General features: G+C 73.0%; 10 protein-coding genes. 8 read left to right on the forward strand and 2 right to left on the reverse strand.

What is annotated here, in order from left to right; translation table 11 throughout:
- Positions 1-32 precede the first annotated feature (32 nt).
- The 8 genes from LDL48_RS36840 to sbnA are packed head-to-tail and all read left to right on the forward strand — an operon-like array spanning position 33 to position 11,953.
- The gene (locus tag LDL48_RS36840; RefSeq protein WP_225259790.1) at positions 33-4,766 is read left to right on the forward strand and encodes a non-ribosomal peptide synthetase; all 4,734 of its coding nucleotides are present in this window, start codon (positions 33-35) and stop codon (positions 4,764-4,766) included.
- Complete coding sequence (locus LDL48_RS36845) at positions 4,763-5,815, forward strand: homoserine dehydrogenase (protein ID WP_225259791.1); 1,053 nt, start codon at positions 4,763-4,765, stop codon at positions 5,813-5,815. The genes LDL48_RS36840 and LDL48_RS36845 overlap by 4 nt, the downstream gene beginning before the upstream one ends.
- The gene (gene gntD, locus LDL48_RS36850; RefSeq protein ID WP_225259792.1) at positions 5,806-6,906 is read left to right on the forward strand and encodes a guanitoxin biosynthesis L-enduracididine beta-hydroxylase GntD; all 1,101 of its coding nucleotides are present in this window, start codon (positions 5,806-5,808) and stop codon (positions 6,904-6,906) included. The genes LDL48_RS36845 and gntD overlap by 10 nt, the downstream gene beginning before the upstream one ends.
- Before the next feature lie 13 nt (positions 6,907-6,919).
- A complete protein-coding gene (locus LDL48_RS36855) occupies positions 6,920-7,318 on the forward strand; it encodes an ACT domain-containing protein (RefSeq protein ID WP_225259793.1) in 399 nt (132 codons plus the stop codon).
- Positions 7,315-8,874 carry a thioesterase domain-containing protein gene (locus LDL48_RS36860; protein ID WP_225259794.1) on the forward strand — a complete coding sequence of 520 codons (1,560 nt, stop codon included), beginning with the start codon at positions 7,315-7,317 and terminating at the stop codon, positions 8,872-8,874. Before LDL48_RS36855 ends, LDL48_RS36860 begins: the two co-directional genes overlap by 4 nt.
- A 7-nt stretch (positions 8,875-8,881) precedes the next feature.
- Entirely contained in the window at positions 8,882-9,868 is a 987-nt protein-coding gene (locus LDL48_RS36865; protein ID WP_225259795.1) for a TauD/TfdA family dioxygenase, read from the forward strand.
- Positions 9,865-10,890 (forward strand): 2,3-diaminopropionate biosynthesis protein SbnB, encoded by a 1,026-nt coding sequence (sbnB, locus tag LDL48_RS36870; protein WP_225259796.1) that lies wholly within the window; start codon positions 9,865-9,867, stop codon positions 10,888-10,890. Before LDL48_RS36865 ends, sbnB begins: the two co-directional genes overlap by 4 nt.
- A gap of 46 nt (positions 10,891-10,936) precedes the next feature.
- The gene (gene sbnA, locus LDL48_RS36875; RefSeq protein ID WP_225259797.1) at positions 10,937-11,953 is read left to right on the forward strand and encodes a 2,3-diaminopropionate biosynthesis protein SbnA; all 1,017 of its coding nucleotides are present in this window, start codon (positions 10,937-10,939) and stop codon (positions 11,951-11,953) included.
- On the opposite strand, the gene LDL48_RS36880 is transcribed toward sbnA, so the two are convergent.
- The gene (locus LDL48_RS36880; RefSeq protein WP_225259798.1) at positions 11,843-14,188 is read right to left on the reverse strand and encodes a non-ribosomal peptide synthetase; all 2,346 of its coding nucleotides are present in this window, start codon (positions 14,186-14,188) and stop codon (positions 11,843-11,845) included. The genes sbnA and LDL48_RS36880 overlap by 111 nt on opposite strands.
- Before the next feature lie 41 nt (positions 14,189-14,229).
- A complete protein-coding gene (locus LDL48_RS36885; protein WP_225259799.1) occupies positions 14,230-17,040 on the reverse strand; it encodes a helix-turn-helix transcriptional regulator in 2,811 nt (936 codons plus the stop codon).
- Positions 17,041-17,080 lie beyond the last annotated feature (40 nt).

Below are 17,080 nucleotides of genomic sequence, written 5' to 3' on the forward strand. Positions count from 1 at the left end.
CCCGCCGAGCTACCGAAGGAGAACCCGGGACTGTGGACATCCACCCCGACACGATGGCACGGATCGCCGCGCTGTCGCCCCACAAGCAGGAGCTGCTGGCCGCCCGGCTGCGTGGTCGCCCGGCGACCGCGTCGCGTCCCCGGACCACGATCCCGAGCCGCAGCTCGGCCACCCCGCCACTCTCCTTCGCGCAGCAACGGATGTGGTTCCTCGACCAGCTCGATCCGGGCAGTCCGCACTACACCATCCCGATGGCGGCACGCATCAACGGTCCGGTCGACGTGGTGGCGCTGGAGGGCGCGCTCAACGATCTGGTCCGCCGGCACGAATCGCTGCGGACCACGTTCGCGCTCACCGACAGCGGCCCGGTTCAGGTGGTGCACGAGAAGCTCTGGCTGCCGCTGCCGGTCACCGACCTCACCGGGCAGGCCGACCGCGACGCGGCCGCCGACGAACTCGTCCTCGCCCAGGCGCGGCAACCGTTCGACCTGGCCGCGGGACCGCTGGTGCGCTTCGGGCTCATTCGGCTGGCGCCGGACCGGCAGGTACTCACCGCCGCGATGCACCACATCATCGCCGACACCTGGTCGATCGGCATCATCCTGCGGGAGCTGGCGATCACCTACGAGTCGCTGCGCCACGGTCAGCCGGCGCCGCTGCCGGCACCGGCGGTGCAGTACCCGGACTACGCCGAGTGGCAACGGAACCGCCTGCACGGCGCGGAGCTGGACCGGCAGGTGGACTACTGGCGGGGGCGGCTCGACGGTGACCTGTCCCCGCTCGAACTGCCCACCGACCGGCCCCGGCCGGCCGAGCAGAGCTACCGGGGTGCGCAGTACGTGCACTGGTTGCCGGCCGGGCTGGCCGAACGGATCGACGCCCTCGGTGCCACCGCCGGAACCACCGTGTTCACCGTGCTGCTCGCCGGGCTCTCGGTCCTGCTGCACCGGTACAGCGGGCGGGACCGGATCGGCATCGGTGCGCCGATCGCCAACCGCGGCAGCGTGGAGCTCGAGGAGCTGATCGGATACCTGTCGAACACGGTGCTGTTGCGTACCGACCTGTCCGGCGATCCGACGTTCCGCGAGGTGCTGGCTCGTGCGCACGAGACCGTGCTCGGCGCGCAGACCCACCAGGAGCTGCCCTTCGACAAGGTGGTGGAGCTGGTCCGGCCGGAACGCACGGCGAGCGCCACACCGCTGCTGCAGGTGGTCCTCGTCTACCAGAACGAGGCCGTCGGCGGCGCGGCGGACATGAGCGGGTTGCCCGGTCTCGGCGCGGCCATCCCGATCGACAACGGCACCGCCAAGTTCGATCTGACGTTCTCGGTCGAACCCAACCTGGGTGCGTACCGGATCGCCGTCGAGTACGCCACCGACCTGTACGACCGCGCCACCGTCGCGGCGATGACCGCGCACCTCGAACAGCTTCTGCGGGCCGCGACCGGGGACCCGGACACCGCGATCGGTGACCTGCCCCTGATGCGCCCCGCGGAGCGGCACGAACTGGTCGTCGGATGGAACGCCACCGCGGCACCGTTTCCCGCCGACCGGTGCCTGCACGAGCTGATCGAGGAGCGGGCGCGGGCCCGGCCCGGCGACGTGGCCGCGGTCTGTGCCGGCGAGCAGATCACCTACCGGGAGCTGACGGCGCGCGCGAATCGGCTGGCGCATCACCTCCGCGCGCTCGGCGCCGGTCCGGACGTGCCGGTGGCGATCAGCCTGCCGCGCTCGATCGACCTCGTGGTGGCCATGCTCGGCGTGCTCAAGGCCGGCAGCGCGTACCTGCCGCTGGACCCGGCGTACCCGGCCGAGCGGTTGTCGCTGATGCTGGCCGATGCCGCCCCGCCGGTGCTGATCACGCTGAGCTCCCTGGCGTCCCGGCTACCGGCACCGGACGGCGGCACGGTGGTGTGCCTGGACACCGCGGCATCGGCACTCGCGGCGCAGCCGGACACCACCCCGGAGAGCGGGGTACGCCCGCAGCACCTGGCGTACGTCATCTACACCTCCGGATCCACCGGCCGGCCGAAGGGGGTGCAGCTCGACCACCGCGGCCGGGTCAACAACTTCCACGACTTCAACACCCGGTTCGCGATCGGACCCGGGGACAGCCTGCTCGCCCTGGCGTCGCTGAGTTTCGACATGTCGGCGTACGACGTGCTCGGCACCCTGATGGCCGGGGCGCGGATCGTGCTGGTCGACGCGGACGCGGGCCGTGACCCGGCACGCTGGCTGGAGCTGATGCGCCGGCACCGGGTCAGCGTGTGGCACTCGGTCCCGGCGCTGCTGGACATGCTCGTGACGTACGCCGAGGCCGCCGACGGCGACGCGCTGATGGACCTGCGCCTGGTGCTCCTCGGCGGCGACTGGGTCGGGCTCACCCTGCCGGACCGGCTGCGCGCCGTCGCCCGGGCCGCCGAGGTGGTCACCATGGGCGGCGCGACCGAGGTGTCGATGGACTCGACCATCTTCCGCGTCGACACCGTGGAGCCCTCCTGGCGGAGCATTCCGTACGGCAGGCCGATGGCGAACCAGCGTTGCTACGTGCTGGACGCGCGGTTGCAGCCGGTACCGGTCGGCGTGCCCGGCGACCTCTACCTCGCCGGGGTCGGGCTGGGCCGCGGCTACCTGGGCGATCCGGTGCTGACCGGAGCCAAGTTCATCGTCAGTCCGGTGCCGGAGGAGCCGGGCGAGCGGATCTACCGCACCGGTGACCGGGCCCGCTATCTCCGCGACGGCAACCTGGAACTGCTGGGCCGCAGCGATTTCCAGCTGAAGATCCGTGGCTGGCGGGTGGAGCCGGGCGAGATCGAGTCGGCGCTGCGCGAGCACCCCGAGGTGCGGGACGCGCTCGTGGTGCCGTGGGACGACGCCGCCGGCGTCAAGCACCTGGCCGGGTACGTGGTGGCCGACGGGGAACTGGATCTGGCGGCGGTACGCGCCTTCCTGCACGGACGGCTGCCGGCGCAGCTGGTGCCGGACCTGCTGGTGCCGCTCGACGCCTTCCCCCTCACGGCGAACGGCAAGCTCGACCGTAAGGGCCTACCCGATCCGCAGACCGGCGCGGGCGCTCTCGGCCCGGCGTACGTGGCGCCCCGGAACCGGGTGGAGGCCGTGCTGGCCGAGGTGTGGCAGGAACTGCTGGGCGTCGAACGGGTCGGAATGGACGACAACTTCTTCGCCCTCGGCGGCGATTCGATCAGCACCATCCAGGTGATCGCCCGGTTGCGCCGGCGGGGCCTCGTGCTGACGCCCAAGCAGATGTTCCAGTACCAGACCATCGGGCTGCTCGCCGCGCTGGCCACGGACACCGAACTCGCCGGGCCGGCGGCCGCCGACGACGATGTCGCGCTGGTCGACCCCGCGCTCGTCGAGCGGTTACGGGCACACCACCCGGATCTCGAGGACGTCTACCCGCTGGCACCCATGCAGCGCCGGATGCTCGCCCGCGCGGTGCGCCATCCGGTGCCCGGCCTGTACGTCATCCACGCCGACTACCTGTTCGTCACGGGCGGCCTGGACGTGGACGCGCTGGCCCGCGCCTGGCAACTGATCGTCGACCGGCATCCGACGCTGCGCACCTCGTTCCGGTGGCCGGGCGACGCGGCGGACGACCCGCGGGCACCGCTCACCGAGCCGCTGCAGCTGGTCCACCGCGACGTGGCCGTAACGGTGCAGCACCACGACTGGCGCGACGCCGACGTCGACGAGCAGGTACGCCGCCAGGACGAGCTGGTCGCCGCGGACCGGCGCCTCGGCTTCGATCTGACCCGGGCGCCGCTGCTGCGCATCCATCTGCTCCGGATCGCGGACGACACCTGGAAGTACGTGTTCGCCAACCACCACGTGGTGCTCGACGGCTGGTCCCGGGCGATCGTGCAGCAGGAGGTGTTCAAGGCCTACGAGGCTCTGCGCACCGGTGCCCGGCCGGACCTGCCCGACGCCCGGCCGCTGCGGGACTACATGGCGTGGCTGCGCCGCGGCGACCTCGCCGACGCCGAGCGGTTCTGGCGGGACTACCTGGACGGCTTCACGTCGCCCACTCCACTGGTCGCCGCCCGCGGCCTGCCCGGCGCGACCCAGCGGGGACCGTTCGCCAAGCAGCGGGAGCCGCTCGGCGACGAGGTCAACGCCGAACTGGCCGCGTTCTGCCGCCGGTATCCGGTGACCGCGAACTCGGTGCTGCAGGGCGCGTGGTTCCTGCTGATGAGCCGCTGGACCGGACGGTCGGACCTGGTCCTCGGCGTGACCTCGGCGGGCCGATCCACGGACTTCGCCGGGGTCGACACCGTCACCGGGCTGTGCGTCAACACCCTGCCGGTACGGGTGCGGGTGGACCCCGCCGCCACCGTGACCGACTGGCTGGGACAGCTGCAGGCCCAGCAGGTCGAGGTGCGCCAGTACGAGTACACCCCGCTGGACCTGATCAACACCTGGCAGGGCCGGGCGCCGGACGCGGCGATGTTCGAGTGCATGATGGTCTTCGAGAACTACCCGTGGGACGGTTCGCTGCTGGCCCTGGCCGACCGGATGGACATCGATCACCCGCTCGCCCAGCCGGACTACCAGACCGCGCAGTTCGAGTTCCCGCTGCGGGTGGAGGTCGCGCCCGGCCGCAGCGCGCTGCTGATCATGCACTACTACCAGGACAGCTTCGCCGACGAGACGGTCACCGCGATGATCGGCGACTGGCGCGCGACGGTCCGGGCGATGGTCGCGGCGCCGCACCAGACGCTCGGCCGGTTGATCGGTGACCTCGGATGAGCGCGCCGGTCTCGCTCGCCCTCGCCGGGCTCGGCAACGTCGGTGCCGCGGTGCTGGATCTCCTCGACGCCTGCGACTCGGTTCTGGACGGCACCACCGCGGTACGCCTGACCGGAGTCGCAGACCTCTCCGGCTCGGTCGTCGACCCGGCCGGGATCAACGTCGGCGCGCTGCGCAAGCTCCTCGCCGACGGTGCCCCGGTGGCGGCCGCGCATCCGGCCGGCCGGACCGGCGCACCACCGGCGGGCATGGTGCACGCCTCCCGGCCGGACGTGCTGCTCGAGGCCACCCCCGTCGATCTGCGTGACGGTGGACCGGGCCTGCGTACGGTGCGGACGGCTCTGCGGCGGGGAACCCACGCGGTGCTGGCCAACAAGGGCCCGGTCGCGCTGGCCTACCGGGAACTCGCCGCGCTGAGCGATCTGAGCGGACCGGGCAAGCCGAGCCTGCGGTTCAGCGCCTGCGCCGCGGGGGCCCTACCGGTGATCAACCTGGGCCGGCGTGACCTCGCCGGCTCGCCGATCAGCCGGATGGAGGCGGTGTTCAACGGCACCACGCACAGCATCCTGCGGGCGATGGAACAGGGCCGGTCCTACGCCGACGCCCTCGCCGACGCGCAGCGGCGGGGCATCGCCGAGGCGGATCCCGGCCTGGACGTGTCCGGCCTGGACGCCGCGGCCAAGCTGGTCATCACCGCCAACGCGGTGCTGGGGCAGCCCACCGAACTGGCCGACGTACCGGTCACCGGGATCACCGGCCTGACCGCTGCGGAGGTGGCCGGCGCACCGGCACGCGGCGAACGGGTGGTGCTGTTGTGCCTGGCCGAACGCGACAGCGAGAAGGAGCCCTACCGCCTCTCCGTGCGGCCCGCCGCGCTTCCCCTGGACCACCCCCTCGCCCGGCTGCATCCCGACGAGATGGGTGTGGTGTTCCAGGCCCGAGCCGTCGACCGGTTGTCCGCAGCAAGCCTCGAACCCGGCCCGGAACCCGCCGCGGCCGCCATGATCCGCGACGTCATCGACATTCTGAGGAGCCGACCATGTCCGTAAACACCGTGCTGGCCGACGCCGCCGGGCGGCAGCGGCCCGGCCATGGCCGGCTCGACCTGACCGGCGCCGAGGTGGCCGCGATCCGGTCGCTGGCCGCCGATCTGGCCGCCCGGCACACCGGTCCGGACGGCGTGCTGCGCCATCACGAGGCGTTCCTGCACGACGCCGCGGTGCAGGCGCACGAGCTGCCCCGCCGGCTCCGGCTGTTCCTGGCGGGCGTGCGGACCCGGGAGTCGGCCGCGGTCAGCGTCATCGGCGGCCTGCCGGTGGACGACGACCGGATCGGCCCCACGCCGCGGGCCTGGCAGTCGCACCGTACGACGTCGCCCACCGCCATCGAGGAGACGGCGTTCGTGCTGTGCGGATCGCTGCTCGGCGACCTGTTCGGCTGGGCCACCCAGCAGGACGGCACCATCGTCCACGACCTGATGCCCCTGCCCGGCCACGAGCACGACCAGCTCGGCACCGGCAGCGCCGACGCGCTGCTGTGGCACACCGAGGAGGCGTTCCACCCGTTGAAGTGCGACTACCTCGGGCTGATGGGACTGCGCAACCACGACCGGATCGCCACCACCGTGGCGACCATCGACGCGGTGCCGATCCGCGCGGAACTTCGCGACGTGCTGCGCGCGGCGCGTTTCGTCATCCGGCCGGACGACTCGCACCTGGGACGCTCGCAGGCCACCGACGCGGGGAACGCCGACGGGCCGACCGCCCGGCTGGTGGCGCAGGCGCAGCGGCGGATGGAGGAGATGAACGCCGCACCCGACCCGGTGCCGGTGCTGTCCGGCGACCCGGAGAACCCGTACCTGTGCATCGATCCGTACTACATGGACGCCGCACCCGGTGACGCCGAGGCGCGGGCGGCGCTGGACCTGTTCGCGAAGGACATCGACGCGCGGCTCACCGAGGTCACCATCATGCCGGGCGAGATGTGCTTCATCGACAACTACCGCGCGGTGCACGGCCGGCAGAAGTTCCAGGCCCGTTACGACGGCACCGACCGGTGGCTCAAGCGGATCAACGTCACCCGGGACCTGCGCAAGTCGCGAGCGCACCGGCAGTCCGCCGAGTCCCGTGTCGTCTACTAGGCCGGAGGCCGTCGTGCCCCAGAAGAGTCTCACCCTTGCCGTGGTGCCGGGCAGCTTCGCGATCTGCCGGTTGCCGGCCGACGCGCCGATGCCCGGCTGGGCGCTGCACGCGGCGCCCGGTTTCCTCTCGCTGACGCGTACTCCGGCCGAGTTGTCCGTCATCTGCGCGGATGCGGCCGTGCCCGGCGGTATCACCGCCGAGACCGGCTGGTCCTGCCTACGGATCGAGGAGACGTTCGCGGCCAGCGAGCCGGGCGTCGTCGCGTCGGTCGTCGGCCCGCTGGCCGCGGCCGGGCTCAGCGTCTTCGCGGTGGCCACCTTCGACACCGACCACCTGCTGGTGACCGATCTGCCGGCCGCGGCCGGCGCGCTGACCGCGGCCGGCCACCGGGTCACCGGGACGACCTCGTGAACCGCTGGCTGGTCCGCTGGCGGCAGCCGGCGGCACCGCGGGTACGGATGTTCTGCTTCTCCTACGCCGGCGGCGGAGCCTCCGTCTACCGGAGCTGGCCGGAGTCGTTGCCGGGCTGGGTGGACGTCTGCGCGGTGCAGCTGCCGGGCCGTGAGTCGCGCCTGTCCGAACCGCCGTACGGCGACATGGACGCGCTGGTGGGCCCGCTGGCCGACGCGCTCGACGCCTCCCTCGACCTGCCGTACGTGACCTTCGGGCACAGCCTGGGTGCCCTGGTCAGCTTCGAACTGGCCCGCCATCTGCGCCGGACCGGACGCCCCCTGCCGCGGCACATGTTCGTGTCCGGCCGGCGGGCGCCGCAGCTGGTGGACCGCGACTGGCCCATTCACCGGCTTCCCACGCCCGAACTGCTGGCCGCCATCCAGCACCTCAACGGAACCCCGCCGGAGGTCTTCGCGCATCCGGAACTGGTCGAACTGGCCGTGCCGCTGCTGCGGGCGGACTTCGCCATCAGCGAGACGTACCGCTACCGCCCCGAGCCGCCGCTGTCCGTGCCGATGACGGCGTTCGGCGGCTGGGCCGACGGCGGGGTGACGCACGACGACCTGAACGACTGGGCGGTCCAGGTTGACGGCCCGTTCCGCCAGCGGATGCTGCCCGGCGACCACTTCTTTCTCCGCCCGCAGGCCGCGCAGGTACATGCCGAGGTGCTTGCCGACCTGACCGGGCTCATCGAACCGGACGGCCCGACGGTGACGCCGGCCACCGGTAACCCGACAGGAAAGGCGAATGTGATGGCGGTTCCCCCGCGCACCGCGACGGACGTCGAGGACCGGTACCGGCCGGTGTTGCGCAACCAGCGGCACGGCCGGGTGCTCAGCGACATCTACCAGCGTGCGTACGGCACGCAGCACCCGGGCGAGCTCGATCCGTTCGGCTTCGTCACCTGGCCCGAGCTGCGCCACCTGGCCGCCCGGCTGCACCTGGCGAAGGGCGACCTGCTGGTCGACGTGGGCTGCGGCCGGGGCGGGCCCGGCATGTGGCTCGCCCAGGAAACCGGCGCCGACCTGGTCGGCCTCGACGTGGTGGCGGAGGCGGTCACGGAGGCCCGGGGACGGGTGGACGAGTTCGGCCTCGCCGACCGGGCGCGGTTCGCGGTGGCCAGCGCCACCGGCACCGGGTTGGACGCCGGCACCGCCGACGGCGTGGTGAGCGTGGACGCGCTCTGGATGGTGCGCGACAAGGCGGCCGCATTCGGCGAACTCGCCCGCATCCTGCGGCCCGGCGGCCGGCTGGCGGTCAGCACCTGGCAGCCCGAATACCTCGACCATCGCTGGCTGTTGACCGCTGCCGGCTTCACCGAGGTGGAGATCACCGAGCCGGACGGATGGCGCGAGCGCCAGGCCACGGCGTACGAGCAGATCATCGCCCGGCACACCGAACTCGCCGCCGAACTGGGCGGCGAGGCCGCCGATGTGCTGGTCGCGGAGGCGCGCGACACGTTGCCCACGCTCGGGTCCACCCGGCGGCTGCTGATCAGCGCGAGCCGGGGGTGACGGCCGGATGACCGCAACCGCCTGGACCCTCGGCGCTCCCCTGCTCCGGCCGGGCCGGCCGCCGGTGCTGCACCTGTCCGAGGCCGCGGCCGCGGCCGGCCCCGCCCGGTACCGGGCCCACCTGCGTGACCTGGTCCACCGCCACGGTGCGGTTCTGGTCCGCGGCCTCCACCTGCGCGACGCGGCCGGGTTCGCCGCGGTGGCCCGGGCGCTGACCGACCGGCCGGTGACCGAGCGCGAGGGATTCGCCCCACGGACCCGCCTGGGCGAGGGCGTGTACACCTCCGCCCAGTGGCCGGCCAACGAGCAGATGTGCATGCACCACGAACTGAGTCATCGCCGGGAGGTGCCCGGCCTGCTGCTCTTCGGGTGCCTGACGGCGCCGGCGCAGGGCGGGCAGACCGCCGTGGCCGACTCCGGCGCGGTGCTCCGCTCGCTGCCTCCGGACGTCGTGGCCGACGCGGAACGGCTCGGGTGGCGCGTCACCCGCAACCTTCCGGCCGGCGGTGGGGTCGACCGGGCCGACTACTTCGGCACCACCGACCCGGCGGCCATCGCCGCGTACTGCCGGGCGAACGACATCGCCTGTGAGCACACCGCCGACGGCGGTCTGCGTACCACCCAGCGCCGCCCCGCGGTGGTCACCCACCCCGAATCCGGGGAACGGCTGTGGTTCAACGAGATCGCGTTCCTGAGCGAGTGGACCCTCGATCCGGACGTCCGCGAGTACCTCCGGTCGGTGTACGGCCCCGACGGACTGCCCTTCCGTACCCACTACGGCGACGGTTCCGAGGTGCCGGCTGCCACCGTGGCGGCGATCGACGCGGCGTACCGGGAACACACGGTGGCCGAACCCTGGCAGGACGGGGATCTGCTGCTGGTCGACAACGTCCGGATGGCGCACAGCCGGCCCGCCTTCCACGGTCCGCGCGAGGTCCTGGTCGCGATGGCCGACCCCGTGGTACCCCGTCCCGCCAAGGAGGAGCAGTGGTGAGCTCGGTACCCGCGTTCGCCGTCATTCCCGGCACCCAGGTGCACGCCGTGCTCGCCGGGCAGGAGAAGCGCCTGGTGGAGATCGTCGCGGACGCGTACCGGCGACACGATGCCGGGGTCACGGTCAACCCACCGTCGGCGTTCCTGACGTTCCCGGACCGGCCGGATTCCCGCATCATCGCGTTGCCCGCCTCACTCGGCGGGGAGGACGGCGTGGACGGCATCAAGTGGATCTCGAGCTTTCCGTCCAACGTGGACACCGGGATGCCGCGCGCTTCGGCGGTGCTGCTGCTCAACGATCCGGTGACCGGATACCCGTACGCCTGCATGGAAGCGTCGATCGTCAGCGCGGTCCGCACGGCCGCGTCCGCGGCGCTCGCCGCCGAGCGGCTGAGCCGGGGCCGGCAGCGGCCCCGCCGCCTGGCCGTCCTGGGCACCGGCCTGATCGCCCGCTACACCCACGGTTTCCTGGCCGGAACCGGCTGGGACTTCGACGACATCGCCCTGTACGACCTGTCCGCCGAGCACGCCGCCGAGTTCCGCGGCTACCTGCGGCGCACCGGCTGCACCAGCCGGGTGACGGTGCATCCCGGTCCGGAGGCGGCGATCCGGGCCGCCGACCTGGTGCTGTTCGCCACGGTGGCGGGTGAACCGCACGTGCAGGAGCCGGGCTGGTTCGCCCACCGCCCGGTCGTGCTGCACCTGTCCCTGCGCGACCTGGCGCCGCGGGTGCTGCTCAGCGGTGACAACTTCGTCGACGACGTGGACCACGCGCAGCGCGCGCGTACCTCGACGCTACTGGCCGAGGAACTGACCGGTGACCGCGACTTCCTCTCCGGCACCCTCGCCGACGTGCTCCTCGGCCGGGTGACGCCGCGCACCGACCGGCCGGTGTTCTTCTCACCGTTCGGCCTCGGGGTGCTGGATCTGGCGGTCGGCCGGCACGTGTACCGGGAACTGGCCGCCGCCGGCGTGCTCGCCGAGGTCGACGGCTTCTTCCACGACCTGCGGCGGTACGGGTGAGCACCTCCCGCGCGGGCGGGCGCACCGCGGGGCGGCGACCGTGCCGGTGATCACCGACCCGCAGGAGTTCCACGTCGACGACGTCTTCGTCGACCTGCGTTTCCTGGGCCCGCACCCGCTGTTCCTCAAGTGCGAGGCGTTCAACTTCGCCGGCTCGGTCAAGTTGCGCCCGGCCGAGGAGATGGTGGCGGCTGCGGAACGGTCCGGCCGGCTGCGCCCGGGCTCCGTACTGATCGAGTCGTCGTCGGGCAATCTCGGCGTGGCGCTGGCCATGATCGCGGCCAGCCGGGGCTACCGCTTCGTCTGCGTCGCCGACCCGAGATGCAACCCGGTGACCCGGCGCATCATGGAGGCGCTCGGCGCCGACGTGCACGTCGTGACGGAACCCGATCCGGTCGGCGGCTTCGTCGGCGCGCGCATCGCCTACGTCCGCGGTCTGTGCGCCGGTGACGACCGCTACGTCTGGCTCGATCAGTACACGAACGAGGCCAACTGGCTGGCCCACTACCACCAGACCGCACCGGCCATCGCGAAGAGCTTCCCGGCGGTGGACGTGGTTTTCGTCGGGGCCGGGACGACCGGCACGCTGATGGGCTGCGCCCGGTACTTCCGGGAGAACCGGCCCGAGGTACGCATCGTCGCGGTGGACGCCCACGGATCGGTGACCTTCGGCGGACCGGCCGGTCCGCGGCTGATCCCGGGCCTCGGGATGGGGGTACGGCCGCCCCTGCTCGACGAGAGCCTGATCGATGACGTCCGTGTGGTCAGCGAGGCGGAGACGATCCGGACCTGCCGCCGGCTGGCCGGGCACGGATTCCTCTTCGGCGGCTCCACCGGCACCGTGGTCAGCGGGGCGCTGCAGTGGCTGGCCGAGCGGGACCGGCGGAGTGAGCTGGTCGCCGTCGCGATCGCACCCGATCTGGGCGAACGCTACCTGGACTCGGTGTACGGGCTACCGGGCGGCGAGCGTCGCGGCCAGGTCGGCCAGCACGGAATGCTCGACGATCTGGGCCGGCGTCAGCTCGCCGTCGAGGCGCATCGCGAGCCGGATCGCGGAGAGTGACGTCGCACCCAGAGCGAAGAAGTCGTCCTCGCGCCGGATGTGTTCGAGCGGAATGGCGAGCAGTTCCGCCCAGACCACGGCCACGGCGCGCTCGGTCGCCGTCCGCGGCGCGTCGCCGTCGGTCCGGCCGAGCGGATCGGTGCCGGCGAGGGCACGCAGGGCAGCCCGGTCCACCTTGCCGTTGCCGGTCAGCGGCAAGGTGGGCAACCGGCTGATGCTCCGCGGCACCATGTAGGAGGGCAGCGAGCGGGCCAGCCCGGCGCGGACGGCCTCCTCGGAGACGGTGACCGCGCCGGTCCAGAAGGCGGCGAGTGCGGTGTCACCGGTACCGGCCGGGACCGCGACCACCGCTGCGGCGTCCACCCCGGGCAGGCCACGCAGGCGGTTCTCGATCTCGCCGATCTCGATGCGGAAGCCATGCACCTTGACCTGCGCGTCGCGCCGGCCGAGGAAGGCGAGCCGGCCGTCCGGCAGCCACCGGCCGTAGTCGCCGGAGAGGTAGGCACGCTCGCCGGGACGGAACGGGTCGCCGATGAACGCCCGGGCGGTGCGTTCCGGGTCGTTGATGTAACCCCGGCCCACGCACACTCCGGAGAACATGATCTCACCGGGTGCGCCGAAGGCGACCAGGCGACGGTGCTCGTCGACGACCCGCACGGACACGTTGCGGATCGGCCGTCCCAGCGGTACGGCGTCCCCGGCGGGCGGCTCACGCAGTACCTCGTGGTTGGTGTCGTCCGAGGTCTCGGTCAGTCCGTACGCGTTGACCAGCGGCACGTGCGGGAAGCGGGCGAACCACCGCGCGGCCAGCGAGGCCGGCAACGCCTCCCCGGTGGCCGAGACCAGCCGCAGGTCCGGCAGATCGACGTGCCGGTCCGCCACGAAGGTCAGCACGGCCGCCAGGTACGACGGCACGAGCTGCACCACGTCGACCCGCTGGGCGGCGAGCAGCGCCACGAATGAGCCGACGTCGGTGATGTCGTCCTGCGCCACGAGCAGCGTCCGGCCGCCGACCAGCAGCGGGGCGATGAGTTGCCAGAGGGAGATGTCGAAGCTCTGCGGTGCGGTCTGGGCCACCGTCCGGCCGGCGTCCAGCCCCAGATCCTCGATCTTGGCGAGCAGGTGGTTGAGCATCCCGTCGTGCTCGCACATGGCGCCCTTCGGCTCGCCGGTCGAGCCGGACGTGAAGTAGATGTAGGCGAGGTCCGTACCCTGCACCGCCACCCGCGGACCGCCGGCCGGACGCTCCGGGCCCCGCAGCACGGTGTCGAGCGGGACGCTTCGGACGTCCGGCAACAGCGCCAGCGCGTCGTCCAGTGTGGACCGGTCGGCCGATCCGGTGAGCACCGTACGGCAGCCGGTCCGCGCCAGCATCGCGGCGATCCGTTCGGCCGGCAGGTCGGGGGCGACCGGGAGGTAGCAGGTCCCGGCGCGCAGGATGCCGACGACCGCGGCCAGCCAATCCAGGTCGCGGTCCGCCACCACGGCGACCACGTCGCCCGGTCCGGCCTGGTGTTCCACCAGTGCCCAGGCAACCTTGTCGGCATACCGGTCCAGCTCCGCGTACGTCCAGGACACCTCGCGATGCACCGCGGCCACCGCGGCCGGGGTCCGCCGGGCCTGGGCGGCGAAGATCTCGTGGAACCGCCGGTCCGGCAGGTCCCGTACCGGGCCGGCCAGGCCGTCGAGAAGGAGCCGTTCCTCGTCGTGGCTGAGCACGACGGCGGAGTGGTGCGCGGCGTCCGGGTCCGCGGTCATCTGCTCGAGCGCGGACCGGTAGTACCCGGCGAGGCGTTCCAGGACGCCGCCGGACAGCGGGTCCGGGGTGACCGGGGCATCGCCGCACCAGTCCAGCCGGATGGTCAGCGTGCCCGCCCGCCAGCCGAGGTTGGCCCGAAAGTCACTGCCACCGGTGGCTCCGACGACCTGGATGTCGTCCTCGAAGAGCGTGCCGGGCAACACGTCGTGGGCGCGCCGGATGAGGTCGGACCAGGACCCGGGCTCGGCCACCAGCATTCCCAGGTCGCAATGCACCTCGTCGCCCGCTCCGGTGTCCGGCCGGGGGGCCGGTGTGTTCTCGACGCCGTCGGCCGGCACGTTGTCACCCAGCGCTGCCGTGACGGTGGCGTGCGCGGCGAGCAGCAACGCCGCGGGGGCGACCGGCAGCTCTCCGGCCAGTCTGCGAGCGGCCGTCCCCACCTGTGCGGGCAGGACGATCTCCGTGGTCTTCGTCATGGCACCTTCCTTCGCGTCGAGCGGGTCGGCCCGGTCGCCGCTCAGCCGGGTTGATCGGTGACGACCGCGCGGGCCAGCTCGGCCCGGGAACGCACCCCGAGTTTGCGGTAGATCGCGGTCACGTGGGTTTCGACGGTGCGGACGCTGACGAACAGCTGCGACGCCGCTCCGCGTGTCGTCGCACCGCCGGCCAGCAGCTCCGCGACCTTGCGTTCCACCTCGGTGAGCAGGTGTGAGGAGCCCCGGCCGACGAGCCGGTCGAGTTCCGTGGCGACCTGTCCGGCATGGCAGCGGTCGCCGATCGCCGTGAACACCTCGGCGGCGCGCTCGAGCGCCTCCTGCGCGGCACGGCGGCTGCGTCGCCGGCGCTCGACCCGGCTCAGGGCGAGCAGGCTGCGCCCGAGCTCGCCGGGGATCGGCGAGTCCTCGTGCACCGTCACGGCCACCCGGATCCGGTCCGCGGCCGTGCCGAGATCGCCCTGCGCCATCGCCACCATGCCTTCGATCCGGGCAGCCACACCTGCCATCACCGGGCGCGTCTCACCGCGTACGGTGTGGTCGGCGGCGATCTCCAGCGCGGCTTCGAAGCGCTCGGCGCGGATCAGCGTCTCGGCGAGTTCCGAATCGAGGCGGAACCGGGCGCCCGGCTCGTGGATGCCCAGCGCGTCGGCCTCGGCCCGGGCCGCGAGCAGTTCACTGACCGCGATGTCGGACTCCCCGGCCCGGTGGGCGACCAGACCCCGCAGGTACAACACCGCGAGACGGTCCCGGGACGGGATCGCGTCCAGCGGCCCGGCGACGACGGCGGCCTGGGCCTCCACCAGCGCTCTGGCAGCCTTGAGCCGGCACCGGGAAACCAGCAGGTTGCCGAGTACCACGGCGGACAGATACGGCAGCGGTTCACCGCGGTCCGCGGCGGCCCGTTCCTGGTCGAGGGCGGACCAGGCGGCCTCGGCGTCACCGGCGAGCAGGTCGGCGTCCGCCAGCTGCACCCGCAGCGCCGCGACGCCGTCCTGCTCGCCCCGCTCGGACGCGCGGATCAGGCTCTGGCGCAGCAGAGTGCGGGAGCGGTCGAGTCGTTCGTCGAACCGGCTCACCATGCCGAGCAGGGCGTCCGCACCGGTGTGCGTGCGCCGGTGCCCGGTCTCGCTCTCGATCTGCCGCAGCCGGACGAGCAGATCCTCCTCGATCCCCGCGCCGGCCTCGGCCCGGGACAGGACCAGCACGCGCAGGGCGCGATGGGTGACCGCGGGGGACGCGCCTGAGCGGTCGGCCTCGCCGACCGCCTCGACCGCCATCGCCAACCGGTCGGTGTCCCCGTACCGCCAGTGCGCCGCCAGGCTGAGCGCGAGAACCCGCCGCGGGCCCCGTCGCGGGGCGTGCTCCAGAACGCCGGCGACCAGTCCCCGGGCAGCGGCGGTCTCGCCGCGAACCGTGTGCAGCTCGGCCAGCAACGGCACCGCCCGTTCCGCCAGTTCCTCGTCCAGCCCGGCCGGGTCCACCGGGGACAGCAGGTCCCAGGCGCGGTCCGGCGCGGCGGCACAGGTCAGGAATTCGGCGGCCAGCACCCGGCGCGACACGACCGCCGAGCCGTCCGACGGCGGGGTCAGTTCGACGGCGGCGGCAGCCAGTTCGCCCGCCAGCCGGGTGTCGCCGTGCACCGCGGCGGACACGGCGGCGGCCTCCATCGCCGCGGCGGCCTCCTCGTCGGGGCCTCCCCCGGCGGCCAGCGACAGGTGCTTCGCCCGTCGGTGCAGATCGGTGCTGAGCGCGCCCAGCCGGCGGTGCATGCCGGCCCTGCGTACCGGTGGAATCGCCAGCCGGGCCGCCTCACCGAAAAGCGGGCTCGCCGGCCGCAGGTGACCGTCCTCCTCCACCACCAGCCCGGCGACGACGGTGTCGTCGAGGGCCGCGCCGGCATCGTCCACCACCGGTTGCAGGGCTGCGACGGCGGAGTGGACCGGCAACCGGCCGGCGGCGGCCACGGCGACGACGGCCTCGACCGTCTCCGACGGCGCCGTGTCGACCCACCGGCGGGCCACGGTGAGGGCGAGTTTCGGCACCGGCAGGTCGTCGCCGGGCTGCCAGCGACCGGCCATCTCCGCGCCCAGCTGCAGCACCCAGAACGTGTTGCCACGGGTCCAGCGGCGGACCCGGTCGGCGTCCGGCAGCGACAACGTCACGTCGTAGGCCGCGTAGAGCAGGTCGCGGACCTGACGGGCGTCGAGGTCGCGCAGCGACAGCAGCCGGCGCGTCTCGACCTGCAGCACCTCCGGCCGGGGCGGCTGAGGTGTCAGATCGGCCGGGTCCAGGACGGCCCCCGGAGCCGAGGTCCGCACGGTCGCGGCGACCAGCACCGGTGCGCCGTCGAGGTTGCGCGCCGCGAAGGACAGCGCATCCAGCGACGCGTCATCGAGCCACTGGAGGTTGTCGAGAGCGACGAGCGTCGGTGTCTGCCGGGCGTGCCGGCGCAGGACGGAGAGCAGCGCCATCCCGACGGTCTGCGGAGCGAACCCGCGCACGTCGCCGGGCCGGCGCTGGAGCAGGACCTCCAGGGCGTCGCGCTGCGGCTCGGGCAGGTCCGGCCAGGTCTCGCCGGTGACCCCGGCGAGCAGATCCAGCAGCCCGGAGTACGGCTGGTCCCGCTCGGCGGGGACGGCCGCGGAGCGCAGAACCCGGTGACCCGACCGGGCCGCCTCGGCCACGCCGTGGTGCAGCAACGTGGACTTCCCGATGCCGGCCTCCCCCTCGATGAGCAGGACCGAGGTTTCATTGCCGGGCCGGCGGCAGAGATCCCGTACGGTCGAGTGCTCCCCCGGCCTCAGGAATTCGATACCCAACGGTGTGAACACGACGTCAACGCTCCCAACAAAATGCACGGATCCGAGACGA

The sequence above is a fragment of the Jidongwangia harbinensis genome (assembly GCF_020216025.1).
GTDB classification, from domain to species: Bacteria; Actinomycetota; Actinomycetes; order Mycobacteriales; family Micromonosporaceae; genus Actinoplanes; species Actinoplanes harbinensis.